This window comes from Pseudomonas sp. Sample_22, from assembly GCF_004307635.1.
Lineage (GTDB): Bacteria > Pseudomonadota > Gammaproteobacteria > Pseudomonadales > Pseudomonadaceae > Aquipseudomonas.
The window spans coordinates 1-20,605 of the sequence record NZ_RCNY01000081.1; the positions used below are offsets into that span (position 1 = coordinate 1).

Annotated in this window: 27 protein-coding genes; 25 read left to right on the forward strand and 2 right to left on the reverse strand. The window is 61.1% G+C overall.

Annotation, left to right across the window (positions count from 1 at the left end; all coding sequences use genetic code 11):
- A partial coding sequence (locus D8U73_RS29370; RefSeq protein WP_206663029.1) for a hypothetical protein occupies positions 1-310 on the reverse strand: 310 nt, incomplete at its 3' end.
- Between the two features lie 291 nt (positions 311-601).
- Here D8U73_RS29370 and D8U73_RS19945 point away from each other — a divergent pair.
- The 9 genes from D8U73_RS19945 (at position 602) to D8U73_RS19985 (ending at position 7,692) form a co-directional block, all read left to right on the forward strand.
- Complete coding sequence (locus D8U73_RS19945) at positions 602-1,336, forward strand: hypothetical protein (protein ID WP_130905529.1); 735 nt, start codon at positions 602-604, stop codon at positions 1,334-1,336.
- A gap of 113 nt (positions 1,337-1,449) precedes the next feature.
- Positions 1,450-1,653 (forward strand): AlpA family transcriptional regulator, encoded by a 204-nt coding sequence (locus tag D8U73_RS19950; RefSeq protein WP_130905530.1) that lies wholly within the window; start codon positions 1,450-1,452, stop codon positions 1,651-1,653.
- 4 nt (positions 1,654-1,657) lie between these two features.
- Entirely contained in the window at positions 1,658-2,572 is a 915-nt protein-coding gene (locus tag D8U73_RS19955) for a ParA family protein (RefSeq protein WP_130905531.1), read from the forward strand.
- On the forward strand, positions 2,550-4,088 hold the full coding sequence (locus D8U73_RS19960; RefSeq protein WP_130905532.1) for a ParB family protein: 1,539 nt from the start codon (positions 2,550-2,552) through the stop codon (positions 4,086-4,088). Before D8U73_RS19955 ends, D8U73_RS19960 begins: the two co-directional genes overlap by 23 nt.
- A 16-nt stretch (positions 4,089-4,104) precedes the next feature.
- A complete protein-coding gene (locus D8U73_RS19965) occupies positions 4,105-4,656 on the forward strand; it encodes a DUF2857 domain-containing protein (protein WP_130905533.1) in 552 nt (183 codons plus the stop codon).
- A complete protein-coding gene (locus D8U73_RS19970) occupies positions 4,650-5,855 on the forward strand; it encodes an STY4528 family pathogenicity island replication protein (RefSeq protein ID WP_130905534.1) in 1,206 nt (401 codons plus the stop codon). The genes D8U73_RS19965 and D8U73_RS19970 overlap by 7 nt, the downstream gene beginning before the upstream one ends.
- A 150-nt stretch (positions 5,856-6,005) precedes the next feature.
- Positions 6,006-6,761, forward strand: coding sequence for a PFL_4669 family integrating conjugative element protein (locus D8U73_RS19975; RefSeq protein ID WP_130905535.1), 756 nt, complete (start codon positions 6,006-6,008; stop codon positions 6,759-6,761).
- Positions 6,758-7,258, forward strand: a complete 501-nt coding sequence (locus D8U73_RS19980; RefSeq protein WP_130905536.1) for a DUF3158 family protein — start codon at positions 6,758-6,760, stop codon at positions 7,256-7,258. The genes D8U73_RS19975 and D8U73_RS19980 overlap by 4 nt, the downstream gene beginning before the upstream one ends.
- 5 nt (positions 7,259-7,263) lie before the next feature.
- Positions 7,264-7,692 (forward strand): single-stranded DNA-binding protein, encoded by a 429-nt coding sequence (locus D8U73_RS19985; protein ID WP_130905537.1) that lies wholly within the window; start codon positions 7,264-7,266, stop codon positions 7,690-7,692.
- A 92-nt stretch (positions 7,693-7,784) separates the two neighbouring features.
- Here the strand turns inward: D8U73_RS19985 and D8U73_RS19990 are convergent, their stop codons facing one another.
- Complete coding sequence (locus D8U73_RS19990; protein ID WP_130905538.1) at positions 7,785-8,012, reverse strand: hypothetical protein; 228 nt, start codon at positions 8,010-8,012, stop codon at positions 7,785-7,787.
- 141 nt (positions 8,013-8,153) lie between these two features.
- On the opposite strand from D8U73_RS19990, the gene D8U73_RS19995 reads away from it, so the two are divergent.
- The 16 genes from D8U73_RS19995 (at position 8,154) to D8U73_RS20070 (ending at position 20,604) form a co-directional block, all read left to right on the forward strand.
- The gene (locus tag D8U73_RS19995; RefSeq protein ID WP_130905539.1) at positions 8,154-8,498 is read left to right on the forward strand and encodes a helix-turn-helix transcriptional regulator; all 345 of its coding nucleotides are present in this window, start codon (positions 8,154-8,156) and stop codon (positions 8,496-8,498) included.
- Between the two features lie 104 nt (positions 8,499-8,602).
- A complete protein-coding gene (locus D8U73_RS20000) occupies positions 8,603-10,579 on the forward strand; it encodes a DNA topoisomerase III (protein ID WP_130905540.1) in 1,977 nt (658 codons plus the stop codon).
- A gap of 757 nt (positions 10,580-11,336) precedes the next feature.
- Positions 11,337-11,864, forward strand: coding sequence for an STY4534 family ICE replication protein (locus D8U73_RS20005; protein ID WP_130905541.1), 528 nt, complete (start codon positions 11,337-11,339; stop codon positions 11,862-11,864).
- Positions 11,865-11,931: 67 nt separating this feature from the next.
- Positions 11,932-12,189 (forward strand): hypothetical protein, encoded by a 258-nt coding sequence (locus D8U73_RS20010; protein WP_130905542.1) that lies wholly within the window; start codon positions 11,932-11,934, stop codon positions 12,187-12,189.
- A gap of 65 nt (positions 12,190-12,254) precedes the next feature.
- On the forward strand, positions 12,255-12,749 hold the full coding sequence (locus D8U73_RS20015; RefSeq protein ID WP_130905543.1) for a JAB domain-containing protein: 495 nt from the start codon (positions 12,255-12,257) through the stop codon (positions 12,747-12,749).
- 67 nt (positions 12,750-12,816) lie between these two features.
- A complete protein-coding gene (locus D8U73_RS20020; RefSeq protein WP_130905544.1) occupies positions 12,817-13,530 on the forward strand; it encodes a hypothetical protein in 714 nt (237 codons plus the stop codon).
- A 130-nt stretch (positions 13,531-13,660) separates the two neighbouring features.
- Positions 13,661-14,170: a PilL N-terminal domain-containing protein gene (locus tag D8U73_RS20025; RefSeq protein ID WP_130905545.1), complete on the forward strand. Its 510-nt coding sequence runs from the start codon at positions 13,661-13,663 to the stop codon at positions 14,168-14,170.
- Entirely contained in the window at positions 14,167-14,838 is a 672-nt protein-coding gene (locus tag D8U73_RS20030; RefSeq protein ID WP_130905546.1) for a hypothetical protein, read from the forward strand. The genes D8U73_RS20025 and D8U73_RS20030 overlap by 4 nt, the downstream gene beginning before the upstream one ends.
- A gap of 10 nt (positions 14,839-14,848) precedes the next feature.
- A complete protein-coding gene (locus D8U73_RS20035; protein ID WP_130905547.1) occupies positions 14,849-15,568 on the forward strand; it encodes a TIGR03759 family integrating conjugative element protein in 720 nt (239 codons plus the stop codon).
- A complete protein-coding gene (locus tag D8U73_RS20040; protein ID WP_130905548.1) occupies positions 15,550-16,104 on the forward strand; it encodes a transglycosylase in 555 nt (184 codons plus the stop codon). Before D8U73_RS20035 ends, D8U73_RS20040 begins: the two co-directional genes overlap by 19 nt.
- Positions 16,101-16,562: an integrating conjugative element protein gene (locus D8U73_RS20045; protein WP_130905549.1), complete on the forward strand. Its 462-nt coding sequence runs from the start codon at positions 16,101-16,103 to the stop codon at positions 16,560-16,562. Before D8U73_RS20040 ends, D8U73_RS20045 begins: the two co-directional genes overlap by 4 nt.
- A 9-nt stretch (positions 16,563-16,571) precedes the next feature.
- Entirely contained in the window at positions 16,572-18,698 is a 2,127-nt protein-coding gene (gene traD, locus D8U73_RS20050) for a type IV conjugative transfer system coupling protein TraD (RefSeq protein WP_130905550.1), read from the forward strand.
- Between the two features lie 35 nt (positions 18,699-18,733).
- Entirely contained in the window at positions 18,734-19,462 is a 729-nt protein-coding gene (locus tag D8U73_RS20055) for a TIGR03747 family integrating conjugative element membrane protein (RefSeq protein WP_130905551.1), read from the forward strand.
- Between the two features lie 187 nt (positions 19,463-19,649).
- Positions 19,650-19,985 carry an RAQPRD family integrative conjugative element protein gene (locus D8U73_RS20060; RefSeq protein ID WP_130905552.1) on the forward strand — a complete coding sequence of 112 codons (336 nt, stop codon included), beginning with the start codon at positions 19,650-19,652 and terminating at the stop codon, positions 19,983-19,985.
- Entirely contained in the window at positions 19,972-20,211 is a 240-nt protein-coding gene (locus D8U73_RS20065; RefSeq protein WP_130905553.1) for a TIGR03758 family integrating conjugative element protein, read from the forward strand. The genes D8U73_RS20060 and D8U73_RS20065 overlap by 14 nt, the downstream gene beginning before the upstream one ends.
- A 15-nt stretch (positions 20,212-20,226) precedes the next feature.
- Positions 20,227-20,604 (forward strand): TIGR03745 family integrating conjugative element membrane protein, encoded by a 378-nt coding sequence (locus D8U73_RS20070; protein WP_130905554.1) that lies wholly within the window; start codon positions 20,227-20,229, stop codon positions 20,602-20,604.
- Position 20,605 lies beyond the last annotated feature (1 nt).

The window sequence follows — 20,605 nt, forward strand, 5'->3', positions numbered from 1 at the left end:
CCCCCAAAGTAGTACTTTGAGTATTGACCTTATCATTCATGGCGAATGCAACGTTACCGGGCTGCCGACAGCTTCCATGATTTATAAAAGAGTAAATTCGCAAGGGCAGCGTCGTGCCAGCAGGCACTCCACTGATGTAAAAATCAAAGTCAGTTTGATTTCCCATGCCAGTCAACGTGGTTGTACCAATTTGGCCGGGGTTTTTCTGGGTCGCCATCAAATTAACAGTTACTGATTGTTTTGATATACCTGTACATCCAAGTAGCGTTACAGCAAAAATAAATATTGCGCATGTATTACCGAGCCTCATGGACGCCTCCAATGCTAGAAAAATGGTGCGGTGAAATATAGGGTATAGCCTAATATTCCTACAGCGCCTAGGAAAATGCCCATTACAATACAGTTTTTTGTTGTATCAACGCCACGCACATCAATGCAGAGAGCTCCTATTTATCGGAAATCTGCTTCGAACTATTTGCAGATGACACTGTCACCTTCTTTGGATCCAAAAATTATTTTGGACTCTGGTTCGCTAGACAGTGGCCTGGAATGAAGCCCCCGCCAGCGATTTTACGACAAATTCAGCAGGAGGCTGTTTGTCATGGTCTCGATCAGAAGCTCTTACCACCCTATCGATGCCGCGATTCTTTGGAGCGACCTTACCGACCACCAAGGCGAAATTCTACAGGTAGATCTCTCTCACCCGGGTAGCCTGCTCAAGCATTTCCCGCAATGGCCCTTTCTCCACGCCTACGCCGAACGTATCTACGATGCCATCGTCTGTGGCGAGCTACCCGCAACCTACCTCGGACGCCCAATCACTTCCAACGACAAGGCTGAACGCCTCTTTTGGTCCATTCGCCATTCTGATTTGCGGGTGTGGTTTGCACGCAACTACCCGGAGGAAAAACCAGCGTTCCTCTTTGCCCAGACAATCGACCACTCCGAATGCGTCAGCCTGACTGCACACCTGGCCCTGCAAGCGGAGCGAGAGGCCGACGTACGCGAGATTAAAAAACTTCGCCAGGCGCACTCGGCCATCGTCGAAGAGGCAGCTCCCGCCTTCAACCAGCAAGCGTTGTCCGCGCAGCTCGGCGCATTTGAGGCGCCCTCCGAAGCGTCCGCATTCGTGCACTACATGATCATTGGCGCCTTACTGACGGTCATGCTGGGCAAATCCAGCAGCGGCCAACTGCGGTCGGTTTACAAGAACCAGACTGCCGTGGTCGAGGCCATTACTACACAATTTCCGGATGTTCCAGGCCTGAGCAAACGCACCCTTGATCGGAAATTTGCACAAGCTCGGCGTCATTTCGCCCAAGCCCTACAGGCCTAAAGCCGAATTGCCAGGCAATGACAGCCATTGCCTGGCAATGATTTCTCTCCTCTGCCGGCCTTCACTAACTGTCACATCCCATCACGTGCCAGCCGGCGCTAAGGAGTGACACCGTGCAACCTATCAGCCCAGCCGATCGCCACATCATGCGTCGTGATGAGGTCGAACAAAAAACCGGATTCAAACGCTCGCATATCTACAACCTGATGAAGGCCGGACTGTTCCCGCAATGCCGGCGTATCGGCACGCGTGCCGTCGGTTGGGACTCACTGGAGATAGAGCAGTGGGTTCAGGATCGCCTGTCGACGGGAGCCTAGCGTCATGAAAGTCCTTTCGTTGATCTCGACCAAGGGCGGCGCGGGCAAGACCACCATCGCCGCCAATCTCGGTGGGTTACTCGCCGACTCAGGCTTGCGCGTGCTGCTGCTGGACCTGGACAGTCAACCGACGCTGTCCAGTTACTATGCCTTGTGCGAACCCCGAGACGCCGGCAGCTACGAACTCATTTCGCAAGGGCTCACTGCTCCCGAACAGGTGATCACCGCCACCGTAATTCAACACCTTGAATTGATCGTGTCCAACGACCGCGCCGGGCATATAAGCACCCTCCTGATGCAAGCGGCTGATGGCCGCTTGCGACTGCGCAATCTGCTGCCGGCCTTCCAGGGTCGTTACGATGTGCTCATCGTTGATACCCAAGGCGCACGTAGCGTGGTGGTGGAGATGGCTTTCCTCGCCTCTGATTGCGCTCTGTGCCCAGTCCCGCCGGAAATGCTTGCCGCGCGCGAGTTGCGTCGCGGCACGCTCGGACTGTTTGAGGAACTGGAGCCGTACCGATACCTGGGGGTGGCGTTGCCGTCGGTGAAACTATTGCTCAATCAGGTCAACGCCAATCGCCGCGACACCCGCTTTATCATCGAGAGTCTACAAGATTCGTTCAAGGCCGATCCTCATGTCAGCCTCTGCGCCACAGTAATTCCCGATCGAGTGGCCTATCTCAATGCGGCCTCACTGGGGCTGCCCGTACATCGCGTCGACTTCACCCCACCACCCGGCAGCCATAGCCGTTGCGCAGCGGAGGTCATGCGTGCGCTGGCTCTCGAGTTGTTTCCGGAGTGGACCGATCAACTGAGCGCCCCGATAGGGAGCGTGCCTAACCCAACGTCAGCTGCCGGCAGTCGGCTTATCCAATCGCGACTGATCGGAGGATGTGATGAAGCCGCCGACCTCCGATGAAATCACACGTAAATTGCAGCAAACCCATTTCCCGCAGAAGCAGGGGCGCGAACTGATGGCGGATCCCGCAGGCGATACGCCGATGCTTGTCACTCTCGAGCAACTGCGCCCCTACGAGTTCAATCCACGCGTCATCCGCAACCCGCTGTATGACGAACTCAAGGCCTCGATCCGCGAGCGCGGTTTGGACCAGCCCCCCTCCATCACGCGTCGTCCGAATGAGCAGCACTTCATCATCCGCAATGGCGGCAATACTCGATTGAGTATCCTCAGTGAACTCTGGCAGGAAACCCGCGAAGAGCATTTCTTTCGTATCCATTGCCTGTTCCGTCCCTGGCAATCCGAGTCACATGCCTTGCTCGGGCACCTGGCCGAAAGCGATTTGCATGGCCAGCTAACGTTCATCGAGCGAGCCCTCGCAGTGGTGAAACTCAAGGACATGTTTCAGGAGCCTGGTGTACCCCTGAGCCAACGCGAGCTCTCCGCGCGCTTGAGCCAAAGTGGCTACCCTGTCTCGCAATCGCACATCAGTCGCATGTTCGATGCGCTCGAACATCTGCTCCCGGCCATCCCGCAGGTCCTTTATGCAGGTCTCGGCAAGCCCGTCATTGAGCGGCTCATCACCCTGCGGCGCCGAGCGGAGTCGACCTGGAATCAGTATTTCGGTGATGCCCAGCAATTCACACTGCTGTGGCTAGAAGTGTTGTCGACATTCGAAGGGGAAAAACCCGAACTGGATTCGACTGAGCTGCAGGACGAACTGATCGCCAAAATGGCGGTGATCCTGAAGCAGACGCCCCGCCTACTGGCTTTGGAAATGCACCAGGAGCAGCGTGTGTCGCCTGCTCAATCAAGTAACGCTCACTCTCTGCCTCAACGCTTGCAGGACGATCCTCCACCTCCGTCGCCGGAAATCGTATCCACACCCAAAACGCCCATCAGGTCGGCTAATTCCGAGCAACCGCGAACTGGCGGCGCCGCTTCGACGGCGAATGAGCCCCGCCTCTCCCACATTCGCCAGTCGCTGAATGACGACCAGCCTGCTGGAAAGCAGCAGAATGGCATCGATGGTATTCAGTCATCGGTGAGCCCGGTTTCGCCACGCGTCACGTCACAGGATGACATCAGCGGCTTGCGTGAGAGTTGCGCCGCGCTGGCGGCCGATCTGGCCCAATATGCCGACGCTAGTGCAATGGTCAGGCCCCAAGCTGACGGCCTCGGCTTTACGCTGTCATTGGAGTACGACGAGCTGCTCAGCCCGCGATACACCGGCATTCAGCTTTTGCTCTCGGCCCTGCTGCGTTTGCAAGATGACGTGGCCTGGGAACAACGTCAGCAGTTGCCGGCCGCGCTGTTTGGTCAGCTGCTGATCGGAACTTATGACCTGCCATTTGCCGAACGCCCCTCTCTGACCGTGGGCCTTGAGCGACTCCCCGACGCCCAACTGGAGCAACTGTTCGAGCTGATCCGCCACGCCCGGCAGCTGATCGATATGACGCTGTCACCCACTTTTTAACGTGAGGAACTGCCTCATGGCCACCACTTTCAATCTGTTGAACCATGCCATGTTGAACCAGGTGTTGCATGAGCTGCGCCACGGGCGCCTGCAGCGGTGCAAAGCCTTGGGGCTGGCCGATGAAGACATCGAGGTCCTGCAGTCGCTGCCACCGACCACCTTGTCCCACCTGGCGCACTCGTCCATCGCCTGGGTGGAGGTCAAGGTCGATACGGCTGTACTGCGACGTCTCATCACCCAAGCCGAACGGGACGAACAAAACGCGCGGCTGATCAATCGGGCACTCAAGTTGGGTGCAAGCTCGAGCATCATGTACCGCTGCTTTGGCCTGGACCATTCGGAAACCGCGCTGCGTCGTCGCGTGCTGAAAATCGAGACCCATCGCGGTCGCCCGGTTCAGCTCAGCGAAGCGCAAGAGCACGCCGTGTGGAACCGCTGGAGCCAACTGCGCAAAGACGATCCCGACAACGATCCGTTGGACGCGATGATGATGCTGGCGGAGGAGCAACACATCAGCCTGACCCTGATCTGGCAACAGATCGAACTGTACGGAGGTACGCCATGCTGAACTTCTATCAGGTCGACTGGCAGGATGTGGTGCGCCAGTGTTACGACGCGCTCCGGCGTCGTATGGAGTGGCAGGCGACACAGGCCCAGATAGAGGCCCCCGCAGCGGAAGCGCCGCTACGGACCATCTACTATGGCGACAATGATCCCTTGCCCCAAGCGTTGCTGCTGGATCGCCGGCTGACGCCGCTGGAGCGCAATACTTGGCAGGTGTTGCGCTGGCTGATCACCGAACGCCAGGTAAAAACACCTCGCTACCAGGACCTACAACCCTACTTGGCCACCAGCCCCTGCGGCACGCAGGCATCACGTGAGACCATTGCCCGTGCGCTTAATGTACTCCGGACCACACGCTGGCTCAGCCTGGTAGATCGCTCCCGCGATGCCCAGGGCTGTTTGCGCGGTTGCGTATACGTGCTGCACGGCGACCCGTTGACACCCGCCGAACAGCTGGAACTCGATGACGGTTACGCGGCGCTGCTCCAGCAGAACCTCACCCACGCCGCCAAAGGTGTGCGCGATGTGGCGCAGCATGTGATTGGGGAAATTCACGCAGACCCGCACGTGGCGACGGTCGATAAGGAAAAACTCACCTCACCTGCTTTGCCGGCTCAACAGCAATCGCTACCCCTAACCAGCGAGGCTGCGGATAATTCCGAACGCGGAAAAAGCCACCACGTTCGGAACATAGTTTCCTCGGCAGCTGATTCCGAATCCTGCGACAACACACCGATTTCGACTGTGATTCGGAATGCCGACGCCGGCCGTACAGTACGGAAAGACCAAAGCAAAAAAAGTACGGTACTGCCGCAGGTGGCGTTCGGCCGCGCTCAATGGCCAGAGGACCTACCGCTGAGCCCAACCGAGCGGCGTATGGCCACCCAGGCGATGCGCCCGCTCGAACCCGAACAGCAACAAGCCGTGATCAACGAAGCGGCGGTGCGCTGCGCTCGCGGCGAGATCCGCAAACCGGTCGCCTACCTGATGGGTTTGATCAAGCGTGCACGCCAAGGCGAATTTATCTTGTGGGCGGCTCGGTCCGAGACAACGACGCCTGTGACCACATCCCCACGCGAGCCAAAGGCGGAATCGCCCTGCGAGCGACCGCGGCGCAACGGCGAGCGCAAAGCCTCGCCACTGACCTTGGCGTGCCTGGAAGAGTTGAAGCAACGCTGTCGCGGCATAGGCGCCGCGTCTTAGGTTTGGTCGCCAGTGGAATCAATGCCGGTGCCATCAAATCCAGGGTGTTCCACTACCTGAAAATGCGAGCACTCCACCTTCGCGTTGATCCGCGCCGGACCTCACAGAACAGCCCATCGTCTGCGTCATTCCGACGGCGAGGTACCTGCGATGGTCGATCACTACCAGCTCAACCTGGGCTCTCTGCGCAGCAGCATCACCCTCACCTTGCATACCCATCATGCCGCGCGGCTGTGGCAGGGCCGCATGGCCCGCGAAGGGGTGCATCCCATCATGGGCATGGCCGGCTACATCAGCGTCACCAACTTGCTCAAGCATGCGAGTAGCCAGGACGACCCATACGCCGACTGGTTCATGCTCCAGCTGGAAGACAAGCTGCTGCAGGCCAAGGCGGAAATGCTCACATTGACCAGCCAGCTGAGCCGGGTGGAGCGCGACCTGCCCACCCAGGTCGATGTCGGCGACAACCTCAACATCCATCCCGTAACTTTGCCGCTGTTCATCGGCAGCCAGCTCGGCTTTCTCGCGGTCTACCTGCTGACCGACTACGACACCTTGGTGCGCCGCGTACTGCTCGCCCATCACACCGCCTTGATCGGCCGCAGCGACATGGAGATCTGGATCGATCGTGGCGCGCATCTGCTGCGCAGCCTGTTCGGTCTGGCGCAGCGATACCGCCTGGCCGGGGTCAGCCGGGATGACATGGCCGCCAACAACGCCCGCGCCCGCGAAGCCATCGACAAGTTCGGCACGCCGCCGCAAAACATTCTCGAGGGCAGCCACCGCTCCCAGTTCGCTCCACCGATCACGCGCGGATCCACGGCGTCGATTCGCGAGGAACCGGATCAGGTAGAGGCAGAGGTTCAGCCCGCGCAGAACGTTCCGTCCGAAGGCGGTGTAGCATGACCTTGGCCGAAGCGATCGCCCGGCGTTTGTCAGCGGATGCCTATCGCGAGTTCGAACAAGGTGCCTCCCTAAAAGGCCTTTTAAAGCCTTTTAAGGGTAAGGGGGAACTGCAGCAGTTCGCCGAGACGAACCTGCGCCTGCGAACTCGGGTCGCGGGACTGATGGGGGGGATGCTGACCATCATGGCGCAACCTCCCTTCTCGTTGCTGGACCTGCGACTGGTCGTCCAGCGCAGCGCCTCCGGAACTGACTTCCTGCGCTGGCGCAGTCCGGACTTCCAGCGCATGGGGGTACAGGTGTGGCAACACGCGATGGCACTTCCGCATCTGGCCCCTTCGCTACGGGAGGCGCTGTACCAGTTAGAGATCAACCGCGTCATTCTAAACCTGCAGATGAGTAGCCTGCAGTCGCTGTATCGCCAGGCCGAAACCGGCGTCGCCAAGCTGCAGGCCGCCGAGACCCTCTTCGATCTTTCCCGTTCCCCCACCGAGGAGTAGCAAGCATGAGCACGTTCTTTGTTGGCGAAGGCAACATCGGCAGCACCCCGGAGTTTCAGGAGTTCAACAGCCCCCCGGATGAACCGCGGCGCCTGTTGCGGCTGAATGTCTATTTCGACAATCCGGTACCGCGCGAAGGCGGCTATGAGGACCGCGGCGGCTACTGGGCCCCTGTCGAGCTCTGGCACCGCGACGCCGAGCACTGGAGCACCCTGTACCAGAAAGGCATGCGCATCCTGGTCGAGGGCCGGACGGTCAAGGATGAATGGGAGGACAGCGAGGACAACGCGCGAGTGACGTTCAAGGTGGAGGCGCGGCGCATCGGCATCTTGCCCCACCGGTTGGCCTCGGTGTCCATGCGCGAAAAGGCCAATGAAAGCAACGGCTCCGTGCGCAAGGGGGCTAGCAAGAAGAACCCACGCAAGACCAACTGAGCGGGTGGTCTCAGAGAAATCACGGCCTGCAGCGCGATACCCCTTAGGACTCGCTGCCCGTTCGGCGCGCAACGCTGGATACTGCAGGTCGTTCAATTCCGCCAAGTCTCTCCCGGCTGATCAGCATCCAGCAGCTGCGTGACCTCAGACAGGTACTGGTCCAGTGCAAGGAATGCCCGCCAGTGCGCCTGGCTCTCCTGAACCCATGCGATCAACCTGGCGCGCGCCTTCAAATTGTCCGGCTCCAGGTGAGTTGCAATGAACAACTCGTAGGCCTTGATCGCTAACGCGTCTGCCTCACGCTCGTTAGATCCGTCCAAGTCGTAACCTCCGTATTGACGGGCGGGTTATTGCACTCAGTTTAGGTGATACGCCCCATAGGGTTGCTAGTCAACCTTATGGGGCGTTCATATATTTGGGTTGCTGGTCAACCATATGGGTCGAATTGGAGAGCGCCCCCGTTGCCAGTTAAAGAGCCTAGCCCACAACACATTGGTCGCCAGTTGGCGAAGTATCGCCGCGCCCGTGGTTTGACCCAGGAGCAAGTTGGTGAGCGCCTGGAGATCGGCGCCGAAGCAGTATCGCGCTTCGAACGTGGCGTGGTCGAACTGACCGTCAACAAGCTGCTGCAACTGGCCGACATGTACGGTTGCCCCGCCGATGAGCTGCTGCTCGCCATCAGTCCTCGCCCCCAGGACCAGGGTCAGCGGATTGCATCGCTGATCAAGGAACTGGGCGAAGCTGATAAAAAGTTTGCTTTGGAGTTTCTGCAAATGCTGGCCACTCACCTCGCGCAAAGGAAATAACTTTCCACCGCCACGACCGAAATGATCTCGGCGTATTCGGGTTTTCGCTGGTGCTCTCACGCCACACCCCCACCCTGTCGGTACCCCACCGAGAGGGCCCACATATGCGCCTGTTTATTTGCGAAAAACCATCTCAAGCCCGCGACATCGCCCGCGTGCTGCAGGCCAACCGGCGAGGCGACGGCTACTTGCAGGGCCCGGTGGTCACCGTCACCTGGTGCGTGGGCCATCTGCTGGAAACAGCGCCCCCGGAGGCTTATGGTAATTACAAACGATGGTCGCTGGAGGACCTGCCGATCATCCCCACCCGCTGGCAGTCGGTGGTCAAACCCAAGGTCGCCAGCCAACTGAAGGTGATCGAGCAGCTGCTGCGCTCCTGCTCCGAGGTGGTCATCGCCACGGACGCCGACCGTGAAGGCGAGATGATCGCCCGAGAGATCCTTGAGCGCTGTCAGTACCAAGGACCAATCCTGCGCCTATGGCTCTCCGCGCTCGACGATGCCTCGATTCGCCGGGCATTGGCCACGCTGCGTCCAGGTGAGCAGACCTTGCCGCTGTACCATTGCGCGCTGGCCCGCTCACGTGCGGACTGGCTGGTGGGCATCAACCTGAGCCGGCTGTTTACTCTGCTCGGGCGCCGCGCCGGCTTCGACGGCCTGCTGCCGGTGGGGCGCGTGCAGACGCCGACACTGCGTCTGGTGGTCCAGCGTGATCGGGCGATAGCGAGTTTTGTGCCGCAACCGTTCTGGACCGTCGATGCTCAGTTGGAGGCCGATGGAGTAGTCTTTCAGGCGCGCTGGCAGCCACCGACCGCCGCATGCGACGAAGCCGGTCGCTGCGTTCACGAAGCAATCGCACAGAGCGCAGCGCGGCGCTTGAGCCAGCACGGGACTGCCCAGATCCGCAGCATCGAGGTCGAGCGGGTGTGCGAAGGTCCGCCGCTGCCGTTGGACCTGGGCACGCTGCAGGAGATCGGCTCTGCTAAGCTTGGCCTTGGTGCCCAGGAGACCTTGGCGGTGGCCCAAGCTCTGTATGAGACCCACAAGGCAACGACCTACCCACGCACCGACTGCGGCTACCTGCCGGAAAGCATGCTGGATGAGGTACCGCGTGTACTTCACGCCTTGGCAGCGGCCGCTCCTTCACTCGGACAATGGCTGAAAGTGGCTGACCCCCGCCGACGCTCCCGAGCCTGGAACAACAGCAAGATCACCGCCCACCACGGCATCATCCCCACCGCTGTGACGTTTGACCTAGCGCAGCTCTCTGAGCGCGAGCGAGCAGTCTACGCGCTGATTCGCGCCCGTTATCTCGCCCAATTTCTACCCGACCATGAGTACCTGAAAACCCTGGCGGTATTGCACAGTTACGACGATCAGTTGCTGGCGCGCGGCAAGCAAATCCTAACCCGCGGCTGGAAAGCGGTGATCGACGAGGCCGACGGTACCGAACCCATCGAGCCAACCCAACGTTTGCCCACACTGTGCGAGTCGGCTGCGGTGGCATTGACCGACACCACGGTCAATGCGCAGCGCACGCAGCCCCCCAAGCCCTACACGGAAGGCACACTGGTCAAAGCCATGAAAAACATCGCCAACCAGGTGGATGACTCACGACTCAAACAGAATCTCAAGGACCGCTGCGGTCTCGGGACCGAGGCCACGCGAGCGGCGATCATCCAGGGCCTGATCGATCACGGGTACCTGACCAAGAAAAAACGCAGCCTGGTCGCCTCAGCGGCAGCGCACACCTTGATCGAGGCCGTGCCCCCAGAGGTCGCCGACCCGGTGCTGACCGCACTCTGGGAGCAGGCGCTGGAGCGTATAGAGACGGGTCAGCTGAGCGTCGAAACCTTTCTCGCCAAACAGGCGCAATGGCTGATCTGGCTGGTGCGTGGCCACGTCTCGCTCACCTTTCAACCACCAACGACCAAAGGCCCGCTGTGCCCCGTGTGCCGCAGCGCCATGCGCCAGCGCAAAGGCCGCACCGGCAGCTTCTGGTCGTGCACTCGCTACCCGGAGTGCAAGGGCACCAAGCCGGTCGCCAAACCCAAGCGCACCAAGCCGCCAGGTCCTTCGTGAGCGGGCATACGTGACTTGACGGCGCGCCACCGCGCTGGTGTAGTGAGCTGGCTCTCGCCGTGTGGCGACCCCAGACCGATTCGCTCCGGGCAGCTCGGTCAGACTCGTAGAGTTCGGAGCCGCATTTCACTTCTTCTTCGGATTTCTCCCCAGCGTTCCTGGTCCCCAAGGTGGATGACCCGTGCGGCTTGTGTCAGGTCTCAGGGGTCATCCGCTTCGGCGACGATGCTCAGCACCGGTGCCCGCCGGCGTAACACTGGGCACCTTTTGTGCGCGGATGCGTGCCAGTTGATTCCGACCCAGGCCACGACAAGGGTCGGTTGATCCAGGTGGATCGACAGCGGAGGTTTTGCGATGGACTTCGGTGTCACGTTACCGGGTCGAGGGTGGTCTAGTTTTTCCTAGCCTGATGACCGTCGGGCTATTTTTTCGTCACCCTAAATCCACTGAGTGCCACCCACTTCCACCTGCCCAAACCATCCCCAATCCACTGTTGACGGGCCGTTGGCGCCGTTTTATAGATGACCTGCACACCGCTGTCGCTGACAGCACCCAGGTAGCCGGAACCTTTAAGGCTACGCCCGTTTCGGGTGGTTCTCCCCCAGTGCGATCAGCGCTCGGCAGCTCGCACGGTCACCGACCTGTCGGTGATGAGCGCCCTTCTACCGATCACGCTTTCTTTGCACCTCCCCTTGCGGAACTCACCAGCCGCCAGGGCCGGTGGATGTCCGCGTTTCTGCTGAAAAGGAGATCCACCATGACGACTGCAAGCAACAATGCTCCCACCACCTACTTCAACCTGCACACCCAAGGCATTGGTTACCTGAACCGCGTTCGCGAAGTCCCTGTACGTCGCGGGCAACCATTCATGGCCTGTGATATTGCCGCCTTGCACGGTGCCTCGGACGACGTCGAGTACACCCGCTTTGATTGCAAGGTCGCCGGCGGTGAAGCCGAACGGCTGATCCGTGAACACTTGGATGACGTCCGTGCTGAACGCAAGGTCCTCATCGCGTTTCGCATTGGCGACCTTTGGGTCGACCCCTTCCTGTACGAAAAAGGCGAGCGCCAGGGCCAACCCGGTGCCAGCCTGAAAGGCCGGTTGATCTTCATCGAGTGGATCAAGGTCGACGGCCAGTTCAGCTACAGAGCACCCGTTCGTACCGACTCCAGCGCTGCTACCGACTCTGCAGCGGAATCGGACGACGCAGACACTGTCGCCGAACAGCGCCTACCCGACCCTGCCCCCTCGCGTAAATCCACCGCCGCACGTCAATCTGCCTGAGGCAAATTGCCCGCCATCAACAGGCGCTCTCACGAGCGCCTGTTGTCCACTCACGTCGGAGGCCGTCATGGAAAGCTTCTGGCTCTGCGAGGACTGCCTGCAGGCTGTTGCGTACGACGATTTCAGCGCGCTGTCACTGTATTACAACGAGGCTGAAGTCGAGCAACGCATCGCACACCTGCGCACTGAACTGCAGGCCCTGATGCCACTGAGCGCCGATTTCGATCCGCAGACCGGCGCCGGTATTGAGTCCTTTTCCACCCGAGCGTGCGAGAGCTGCCACAGCCCGCTACACGGTGCGCGTCATCGCTTCACACGTCTGTGAATCCAACACTTCACCTGCCTGGGGCACTCCCCAGGGGGCGCTCCATCTCCCACGAGGAATTGCCCATGAACACTGCCCTGAACCTGGTCGGCACGCTCGAGCCGGCATTGACCCAACGCGCCCATGAGGATGCGCTGATCACCCAAGCTCTGCAGTTGCTGGATCAACGCTACTTCCAGCGCGGCGAAGTGCTGTTGACTCCCTCCGACGCCGCTGCCTACCTGAAACTGCGGCTCGCCCCTTACCAACATGAGGTGTTCGCACTGCTTTGCCTGGACTCACGCCATCGCGTGTTGAGCTTTGACGAACTGTTCACCGGCAGCATCGACGGCGCCTCCGTGTATCCACGCGAGGTCGTCATCAAGGCGCTGGAGCACAACGCTGCCGCCGTGATCTTCAGTCACAACCACCCTTCCGGTTGCCCGGAACCGAGCTCCGCCGACCGGGTGCTCACCCGGCGCCTGACCGAGGCCCTGGCACTGGTTGAGGTACGCGTCCTGGACCACATCATCGTCGGCGAAGGCACCCCGCTTTCGCTCGCCGAACATGGCTGGATCTAACAGTCCCTTCCCTGTCCAAAAGGCCACCGTCAGTTTGAGGTGGCCTCTGCGCCTCTGGAGAACGATCATGCACTCTTCATTTCGCAACCCTTTCCTTCGCGGCTTCCACGATCTGAGCTATGAACACGTTGTCCAGATCAATAATGCCGGTGATAGTCCACCCTGCTACCGCCCTCTGCACCCGGCGCAACTCCAACTGCCCATTGAGGCCATCAATTTCCGGCCATGCCTGTTCGATGACAATTACGCGCTCATCACCGACGGCCAAAGCGTGCCCAATTTTGTCCGGATGCGCTGCCCGGCCGACGGCCTGGTGTGCAGTGTGGTCTACCAGATCATCGGCCATCACCGTGGAAGCCCGCTGCACCTCGGCGACCTCCCCAGCGAGGAGGCAGCCCGCACCCTGATCGAGTTGTTGTCCTTTTCCACGGGGCACGACAGCCGCAGCTGGGAGATCAGCTCTGCCCACCTGCCAACGACAGAATTCGAGTACCTGCAAAAGCGCGCTTGGCAGCAGTCACCGGCGGGCTTCTTCGAGTGCTTCGAACTGCGCAACAGCCATGCTGTGGGATGTAAGCTGTATTCGACACCCTGGCGCATGGAGACCGAAGGATGCAGCAGCTGTAGCGCCGGCGAAGTCAGTGCATGCATGCGCGACGACCATGTCCCACCCGTGTTGTTGCAGCTGTTGCTGCTGGCAGGTTTCGCCGACACCCGTTTGCTGATCTTTGACCCCGACGCAGCGCCACTCCCGGAGCTGTCTCTATTCACTGAAGACTGACCCAAGGCGCCCCACTGGGCGCCTTTATCATGGATGCTTCGCGGTAATCCGGGCGACCAGATTCGTTTTTTCAGTAGGGCGCGTCCCGCATTTTCGCCAAGGTGTCGGCAACTTCTGTCGAGACCCGGTCATGCACGCTCCCACACTCTCCACCCTCGGACTGATGATCACGCTGGCCGGCTGCAGCACGCCGCCACCGGTGCCGACAACGGCAGTTCCCGCAGCAGCGCCGGCTTCAGTGCAGAAGCAGAAACCCACGCTACCCGCCTGGGTCCGTCAGGATCGCTACACCCTGACCAGTATTCAGCCCCCCCTGGACCAGCGCCAGCCGCTGTATCAACTGATCAACGTGCAGATTGCCCCGGCTCTGCACGCGAATGTGGGTGAAGCACTGCGTCACGTGCTGCAACGCTCGGGCTACTCACTCTGCCCCAACAGTGCAGCGGTGGATCGGTTGTTCAGCCGCCCCCTGCCCGCCGTGCACCAACAACTCGGACCGATTTGGCTGCTGGACGCTTTGACCATCATCGGCGGCCCGGCCTGGAGGCTCAACATTGATCCGGTCGACCGGACCGTCTGCTACACCCTCCGCTCGCCACGGCCCAAACCGCCACTCTCGACACTGGAGATCGCGCCATGAAGGTCCACCGCTTTCAGGCCCTAGTGATCGGCGGCCTATGCCTGGGCATCGCCGTGCTTGCTGCCGAAACGTACAACCAACACCAGCATTTGGCCGAACTCCAAGCCGCAGCCCGCAATGCCCCCGCCGACCCGGCGCCCGCCTTGCGGCGAGACGTCGATGCGCTCGGCAACACCCTCGCGACACTGCAACCGCAGGTGGCGGCGCTGGGCGACGCGCAACGTCAGCACGCGTCGGCGCAGACGACGCTCAGCCAGCAGTTAGATGCGATGGCGGTGTCGCTCCAGGCCGTTCAAGCGGCACCGAGTGGTCCGAACCGCGCCGACTTCACCGCACTGGAGCAACGGTTGGGCAAGGCAGAGGCTGCGGTCGAGAAGCTCTCGTCCCGACCCGCGTTGCCAGCGGCTGGCAACGCGCAGCCGGCGGCCTCCACCGACCAGAAAGCCCAGGCCAACGCCCCGGCACCGCCGTTGACCCTACTGGGCATCCAGACCCGAGGAGAGGCCAGATTCGTTGCAGCCCTGCCCGCCGGTAGCCACTCGTTGTCGACCGTGCACCTGCTGCAGCCCGGCGACAGCCTCAATGGTTGGCAGCTGCGTGCGATCCGCAAGGATCAGGTCGTGTTCCATATCCCTGGCCATGGTGATCGCACATTGCCCCTGCCGTAAAGAGGTGTTTATGGTTCGGCTCTCCGCCCTCTCTCTGTTACTAGTCCCCACCTGCCTGCTGGCAGGTCCGAGATGGATCGCACCAAACATGGTTGGCTCAGACCAGCAGTACAGCGAGCAGGCACCGCTAGATCGGCAGCCTTCGGGCGCGACCCCGGCAAAAGTTTGGGGGCTAACCGATGGCGAATGGGCCACATTCGAACGCCTGCAGACCGGACCCCGCCACTACTGGTCGCCGCAGCTCGACCCCCTCACCACCCTGGGCGTCGAGGCCGAATCTGAACACGAGCGACAGCGCTATGCCGAACTGCAGGTTCGCCTCGAAGCCAAACGTGCAGAGCGCGAGCTGGCTTACCAGAAAGCCTACACCGCCGCTTGGGCACGACTGTTTCCGGGGATGCTGCCAGTGCAGGGTCTCACCGACGAGTCAGCAACGCCAACCACCACCCGCTATACCCTGTTCGTGGAAGAACCCTGTCCGGCCTGCATAACCAGTACCCAGCAGTGGCTCCTTGCCGGCGTCCGCCTGGACGTGTATTTGGTGGGCAGCCAGGGTGACGATGCGAGTCTGCGGCACTGGGCGCGTGGCGCCGGCATTACCCCAGCCCAGGTCAGCAGCGGCCAGGTCACCCTCAACCACGACCGCGGCCGGTGGTTTGCCTTGGGTGCCACCCGCCCCTTGCCGGCGCGCTTTCAGCAGGTGGACGGAAAATGGCAGCGCATCGACTGATCCTTGCGCTGGCCTTGACCGGCGTGACCATCGTCCAGGCGGAATCTCTGCCTCCGCCCGCGTACCAATTGGCCGCCGCGCGGGCCGACATCCCCGTCTCGGTGCTCTTCGCTATCGCCTTACAGGAGAGCGGCATCCCGCTACGCGGCCACCTCATACCCTGGCCCTGGACCTTGAATGTAGCTGGCACATCGCGCCGTTTTGCCAGTCGCAAGGAGGCCTGTGCCGCGCTCCAGCTAGAGCTCACCCGTCAAGATCCCAAACGCATCGATGTCGGGCTAGGACAGACCAATCTTGGATATCACCCTGACCGCTACCCCAGCGCGTGCGATGCCCTTGATCCGCGGGCGAATCTGGCCGTCACCGCCGAACTGCTGCGCGAACATTATGCCGACACAGGTGACTGGATCGTGGCGGCCGGCCGTTACCACCGGCCGGCCGGCGGCGCGCACGCGGCGCGCTACCGCATACAATTCAGTCGACACTGGCAACGCATCCAAGCGATCACGCCCCTTCGTCGAGGGGCACAGCCATGAGTCTTTCGCGCCTAGCGGCGCTGGCCATCTGTCAGTGGCTGTCCGTCGCCGCGTTCGATGCCCCCGCCAATCCCCAGCCCCATGCAGCCTTCGAGTCGCCCGCCCTCGATCAGGCCCCAGACCCACACGCACTGAACTGGGTGCTGCCGGTGCACAGCGCGCGCCTCACTCCAGGCACCGTGGTGCGTAGAGCGTTGAACCTGCCAGGCCTGCTCCCGCTGTTCCTGATCGGGCAGGACTCCGTTTCCCTGGAGTGGTTGTCCAAGCATGCGCAAGCCCTGAAGGCTCTAAACGCCAGCGGTCTGGCGGTCGAGGTCGTAAACGCCCAGGCCTTGCGTCGCATCCAGGCGGCAGCCCCCAAGTTGAACATCTGGCCGGTAAGTGGCGACGACATCGCCGAACGCCTGGAGCTGGAGCACTACCCGGTGCTCATCACGCCCACCGGCCTGGAACAGTGAGGGATCATCATGGGCGACCATACGATGGAGTCACTGCTACGCCCCGCGGTGGAACTGTACACCGTGGGCCTCTGCGCGGGTGCTGGTGCCCTGTGCTTGCACTCACCCTGGGCGGTGGCACTGTCGCCTGAGGTCGGTACGGGCATGGCCCTGGCCTACATCGCATTCGGCATCAAGCGGCTCAACGAGGCCCGGATTGTCCTGCGCTATCGGCGCAACATTCGTCGCCTGCCGCGCTACACGCTGACCAGCCGCCAGATTCCGGTAAGCCGAAAGCACCTGTTCATGGGCCGTGGCTTTCGCTGGACCCGCCTGCATACCCAACGTCTGCTCGAGGCTCAGGACCCGGCGCTGGCCCGCTATGTCAACCAATCGGCCGCCTACCAATGGGCGCGCAGGATGGAGCATCGGCTGGAGAAGGCCCCATCTGCGTTTTCGCTGTTGCCCCGCCTGACCGCTTGGAACAGTCCGCTCAACCCGGTACGCCCGCTACCTCCGATGGGGGGATCACCGCTGCTGCACGGCGTCGAGCCGAGTGAGCAGGAAGCCACCTTGCCGCTGGGCGAACGCGTAGGGCACACCCTGGTGCTGGGCACTACGCGCGTCGGCAAAACGCGCCTGGCCGAGGTCTACATCACCCAGGACATCCACCGTCCAACTCAGGAAGTGGTGATTGTCTTCGACCCCAAGGGCGACGCCGACCTGCTCAAGCGCATGTACGTGGAGGCACGGCGTGCCGGTCGCGAGCACGAATTCTACGTTTTTCACCTGGGTTGGCCGGAGATCTCCGCACGCTACAACGCAATTGGCCGGTTCGGCCGCATCTCCGAAGTCGCCACCCGGATCGCCGGGCAACTGAGCGGCGAAGGCAACTCCGCGGCGTTTCGTGAGTTCGCCTGGCGCTTCGTGAACATCATTGCCCGGGCGCTGATCGAACTGGGCCGACGCCCGGACTACCTGCAGATCCAGCGGCACGTAGTGAACATTGATGCGCTGTTCATCGAGTACGCCCAACACTTTTTCGCCCACCACGACGCGCAGGCTTGGGAAGCGATCGTGCAGATCGAGGGCCGTCTCAATGAGAAGAATGTGCCACGACACATGATCGGCCGTGAAAAGCGAGTGGTCGCCATCGAGCAGTACCTGGCGGCCAAACGCATCTTCGACCCGGTGATGGACGGCCTGCGTTCGGCCGTGCGCTATGACCGCACCTATTTCGATAAAATCGTGGCCTCGCTGCTGCCATTGCTGGAAAAGCTCACCAGCGGCAAGACGGCCCAACTGTTGGCCCCCAACTATACTGACCTGGACGATCCCCGGCCGATCTTCGACTGGCTACAAATCATCCGCAAGCGCGGCATCGTCTACGTCGGCCTAGATGCCCTGTCCGATGCCGAAGTCGCCGCCGCCGTCGGTAACTCGATGTTTGCCGACTTGGTCTCCGTCGCCGGGCATATCTACAAGCACGGCATCGACCATGGCCTGCCGGGCTCCTCCAGCGCGGTGGACAAGGTGCCGGTCAACCTGCACGCCGACGAGTTCAACGAACTGATGGGCGATGAGTTCATCCCACTGATCAACAAGGGCGGCGGTGCGGGTATCCAGGTGACTGCCTACACCCAGACTTTGAGTGACATCGAGGCGCGCATTGGCAGCCGGGCCAAAGCCGGCCAGGTCATCGGCAACTTCAACACCCTGCAGATGCTCCGTGTTCGGGAAACCGCGACGGCGGAACTGCTGACCAATCAATTGCCCAAGGTCAACGTGCAGACCCGCACTCTGGTCTCAGGGGCGACGGACACCGCGGATCCCGATGCCCGTACGGACTTCACCTCCTCCTCCCAGGACCGCGTCACCACCACCGCCGTGCCGCTGATCGAACCGGCGCACATCATCGCCCTGCCGAAAGGCCAGATGTTCTCGTTCCAAGAAGGCGGGCAGCTGTGGAAAGTGCGTATGCCACTGCCGATGCCGGCCAGCGACGATGCGATGCCGGCGGATCTGCAGACCCTGGCCGCACGCATGCGCGACTCATACAACGCCAATGCGGGTAACTGGTGGTCCAGCGCGGGAGGAGCACCGACCGTCGACTTCGATCCAGAGATGCCACCGCCTGGGCGTAGACGCGCCTCGTAAATACCTCGCAAGCAACCGAATCCTGTGGAACCTGTATGCCCATCATCCCAGCCAGTCCGCCTTCTGCACCGCGACGTCCGGGGCTCGTATTCGGCACGGTCGAATTGTGCCTACGGCTGCTCGGCCTGCTGTTCGCTTCGCTGCTGTTCTCCATCGTACTGGAGTTCGTGGGCATGTTGTGGTTCTGGCCAGACCAGGGCTGGCACCACAGCCATGCCATGTGGCTGAGTGAGCTGGGCTGGCTCAGCGGCCATTTCAAGAGTTCACTGCTAGTACAAGAACCGGCGCAAGCGACCGCCAAAATACTTGAATACCTGTATGAATGGGTTGTGGTCCACTCCGGATGGGCACAATCCGACGCACAGTTGAAGTTGCTTAGTCGCGAGGCGTCGCTCCAGGGTCAGTTTGCCCAGGTCTACGTCGTGATACAGGACTACCTGATGGCAGCGCTGTTCACGGTCTTCACTTTTGTCGTTCGCCTGGCCGTCCTCACCCTGGCCATGCCCCTGTTCCTGCTCGCCGTGATCACCGGCGCTGTCGATGGTTTGATGCGCCGTGACCTGCGCAAATTTGGGGCGGACCACGAGAGCAGCTTTGTTTACCACCGAGCAAAGCGGACATTACTGCCGCTGATGGTCAGCCCCTGGGTGATCTACCTCTCCTTGCCTTGGTCACTCAATCCCACTTGGGTGCTGCTCCCATGTGCGGCTCTGCTGGGATGCATGGTTGCCATCACGATGGCTACATTCAAAAAGTATCTTTGAGTGTGTCACGACTGTTTTTACAACATTCGTGACCCAGTGCTGAAACTCCGGTTTGGAGTCATCCAAGCAACCGACTTTTGTTCGTCACTTCTCCTCTTAAAACCGAGCCCTCGAAATTCCCTTTAGCTCATGCCGATACCAGCCTGAATGATCAAGGTGAAGGTCAGATTCCCGGCTGGATTTCGCCATGATGCTTTCTCCCTACCCCTTATTGTTTGCCTGCATGGTTGCACTCACGGCCACAGCTCAAGACGTTCGCGAACGCTCGGACCTGGGCCTAGTGCAGCGGCAGATCATTGCCATCGAACAGTTGGCTGATAGAGCGCGCAGTAGCCAGATCGGTGTCGATACGGCTCGGTATCAATTCGACTACCCACGTTTCGCAGCGGATCTGCAGCGCGTGCGCCAAGGCATCTACAAGTACCTTTCGCCCACCCGAGCGCAGCCTGCCGACCTGGCCGAGTTGACCGGTGATTATCGCGCTGAGGTGCCTCACTCGAGTCCGTCCGATGAGCATGACTGACGCCCAACTCACCGCGTTTTCCGCAGTGGCGGGGTTTACCCCGCAGCTCAGCTCGGTCCTGTGGCGCTCATCGGTGTTGGTACTCGCGTTGCTCTGGTGTGCCTGGGCCCTGTGGACCGGCTACCGCGGCTGGGCGGCCGGCAACATCAATTTCGGCACGCTCGGCGGCAGCACACTGCGCCTTGCCCTTACCCTGATCGTGCTGATGTTTTTCATGCTGTCGTAACCAGGAGAGCTTGCCATGAACCTTTCCCGTCGTTGCCACCACCCGCTCACTCTGCTGCAGGATAGCTGTTCGAAAGCCCTGCTCGGCGGTCTAATACTGCTGAGCTCGACACTCGCCTGGGCCGACCTGCCGACCATGGAAGCGCCCTCTCGCGGCGAAGGTTCGGGGTTGATTGACACCATCAAAAACTACGCCTATGACGGCGGCATCCTGCTCGGCCTGTTGATCGCCACCCTTGCCTTCCTGGGCGTGGCCTGGCATTCGCTCACCGTCTACGCCGACGTACAGAACCAGCGCAAGACCTGGAAGGACCTCGGCGCGGTGGTCGGGGTCGGCGCGCTGCTGGTGGTGGTGATCCTGTGGTTCCTGACCAAAGCCGCCACGATTCTGTGAG

Excerpts from the sequence above, each read along its gene's own strand:
- D8U73_RS20045 (WP_130905549.1), top strand. The coding sequence starts at position 16,101 with ATGAGTCTTTCGCGCCTAGCGGCGCTGGCCATCTGTCAGTGGCTGTCC.
- D8U73_RS20010 (WP_130905542.1), top strand. The coding sequence starts at position 11,932 with ATGGAAAGCTTCTGGCTCTGCGAGGACTGCCTGCAGGCTGTTGCGTAC.
- D8U73_RS19980 (WP_130905536.1), top strand. The coding sequence starts at position 6,758 with ATGACCTTGGCCGAAGCGATCGCCCGGCGTTTGTCAGCGGATGCCTAT.
- D8U73_RS20030 (WP_130905546.1), top strand. The coding sequence starts at position 14,167 with ATGAAGGTCCACCGCTTTCAGGCCCTAGTGATCGGCGGCCTATGCCTG.
- D8U73_RS19960 (WP_130905532.1), top strand. The coding sequence starts at position 2,550 with ATGAAGCCGCCGACCTCCGATGAAATCACACGTAAATTGCAGCAAACC.
- D8U73_RS20005 (WP_130905541.1), top strand. The coding sequence starts at position 11,337 with ATGACGACTGCAAGCAACAATGCTCCCACCACCTACTTCAACCTGCAC.
- D8U73_RS20055 (WP_130905551.1), top strand. The coding sequence starts at position 18,734 with ATGCCCATCATCCCAGCCAGTCCGCCTTCTGCACCGCGACGTCCGGGG.
- D8U73_RS20020 (WP_130905544.1), top strand. The coding sequence starts at position 12,817 with ATGCACTCTTCATTTCGCAACCCTTTCCTTCGCGGCTTCCACGATCTG.
- D8U73_RS20065 (WP_130905553.1), top strand. The coding sequence starts at position 19,972 with ATGAGCATGACTGACGCCCAACTCACCGCGTTTTCCGCAGTGGCGGGG.
- D8U73_RS20070 (WP_130905554.1), top strand. The coding sequence starts at position 20,227 with ATGAACCTTTCCCGTCGTTGCCACCACCCGCTCACTCTGCTGCAGGAT.
- D8U73_RS19965 (WP_130905533.1), top strand. The coding sequence starts at position 4,105 with ATGGCCACCACTTTCAATCTGTTGAACCATGCCATGTTGAACCAGGTG.
- D8U73_RS20025 (WP_130905545.1), top strand. The coding sequence starts at position 13,661 with ATGCACGCTCCCACACTCTCCACCCTCGGACTGATGATCACGCTGGCC.
- D8U73_RS19970 (WP_130905534.1), top strand. The coding sequence starts at position 4,650 with ATGCTGAACTTCTATCAGGTCGACTGGCAGGATGTGGTGCGCCAGTGT.
- D8U73_RS20000 (WP_130905540.1), top strand. The coding sequence starts at position 8,603 with ATGCGCCTGTTTATTTGCGAAAAACCATCTCAAGCCCGCGACATCGCC.
- D8U73_RS20035 (WP_130905547.1), top strand. The coding sequence starts at position 14,849 with ATGGTTCGGCTCTCCGCCCTCTCTCTGTTACTAGTCCCCACCTGCCTG.
- D8U73_RS20015 (WP_130905543.1), top strand. The coding sequence starts at position 12,255 with ATGAACACTGCCCTGAACCTGGTCGGCACGCTCGAGCCGGCATTGACC.
- D8U73_RS20060 (WP_130905552.1), top strand. The coding sequence starts at position 19,650 with ATGATGCTTTCTCCCTACCCCTTATTGTTTGCCTGCATGGTTGCACTC.
- D8U73_RS19975 (WP_130905535.1), top strand. The coding sequence starts at position 6,006 with ATGGTCGATCACTACCAGCTCAACCTGGGCTCTCTGCGCAGCAGCATC.
- D8U73_RS19945 (WP_130905529.1), top strand. The coding sequence starts at position 602 with ATGGTCTCGATCAGAAGCTCTTACCACCCTATCGATGCCGCGATTCTT.
- D8U73_RS20040 (WP_130905548.1), top strand. The coding sequence starts at position 15,550 with ATGGCAGCGCATCGACTGATCCTTGCGCTGGCCTTGACCGGCGTGACC.
- D8U73_RS19985 (WP_130905537.1), top strand. The coding sequence starts at position 7,264 with ATGAGCACGTTCTTTGTTGGCGAAGGCAACATCGGCAGCACCCCGGAG.
- traD (WP_130905550.1), top strand. The coding sequence starts at position 16,572 with ATGGGCGACCATACGATGGAGTCACTGCTACGCCCCGCGGTGGAACTG.
- D8U73_RS19955 (WP_130905531.1), top strand. The coding sequence starts at position 1,658 with ATGAAAGTCCTTTCGTTGATCTCGACCAAGGGCGGCGCGGGCAAGACC.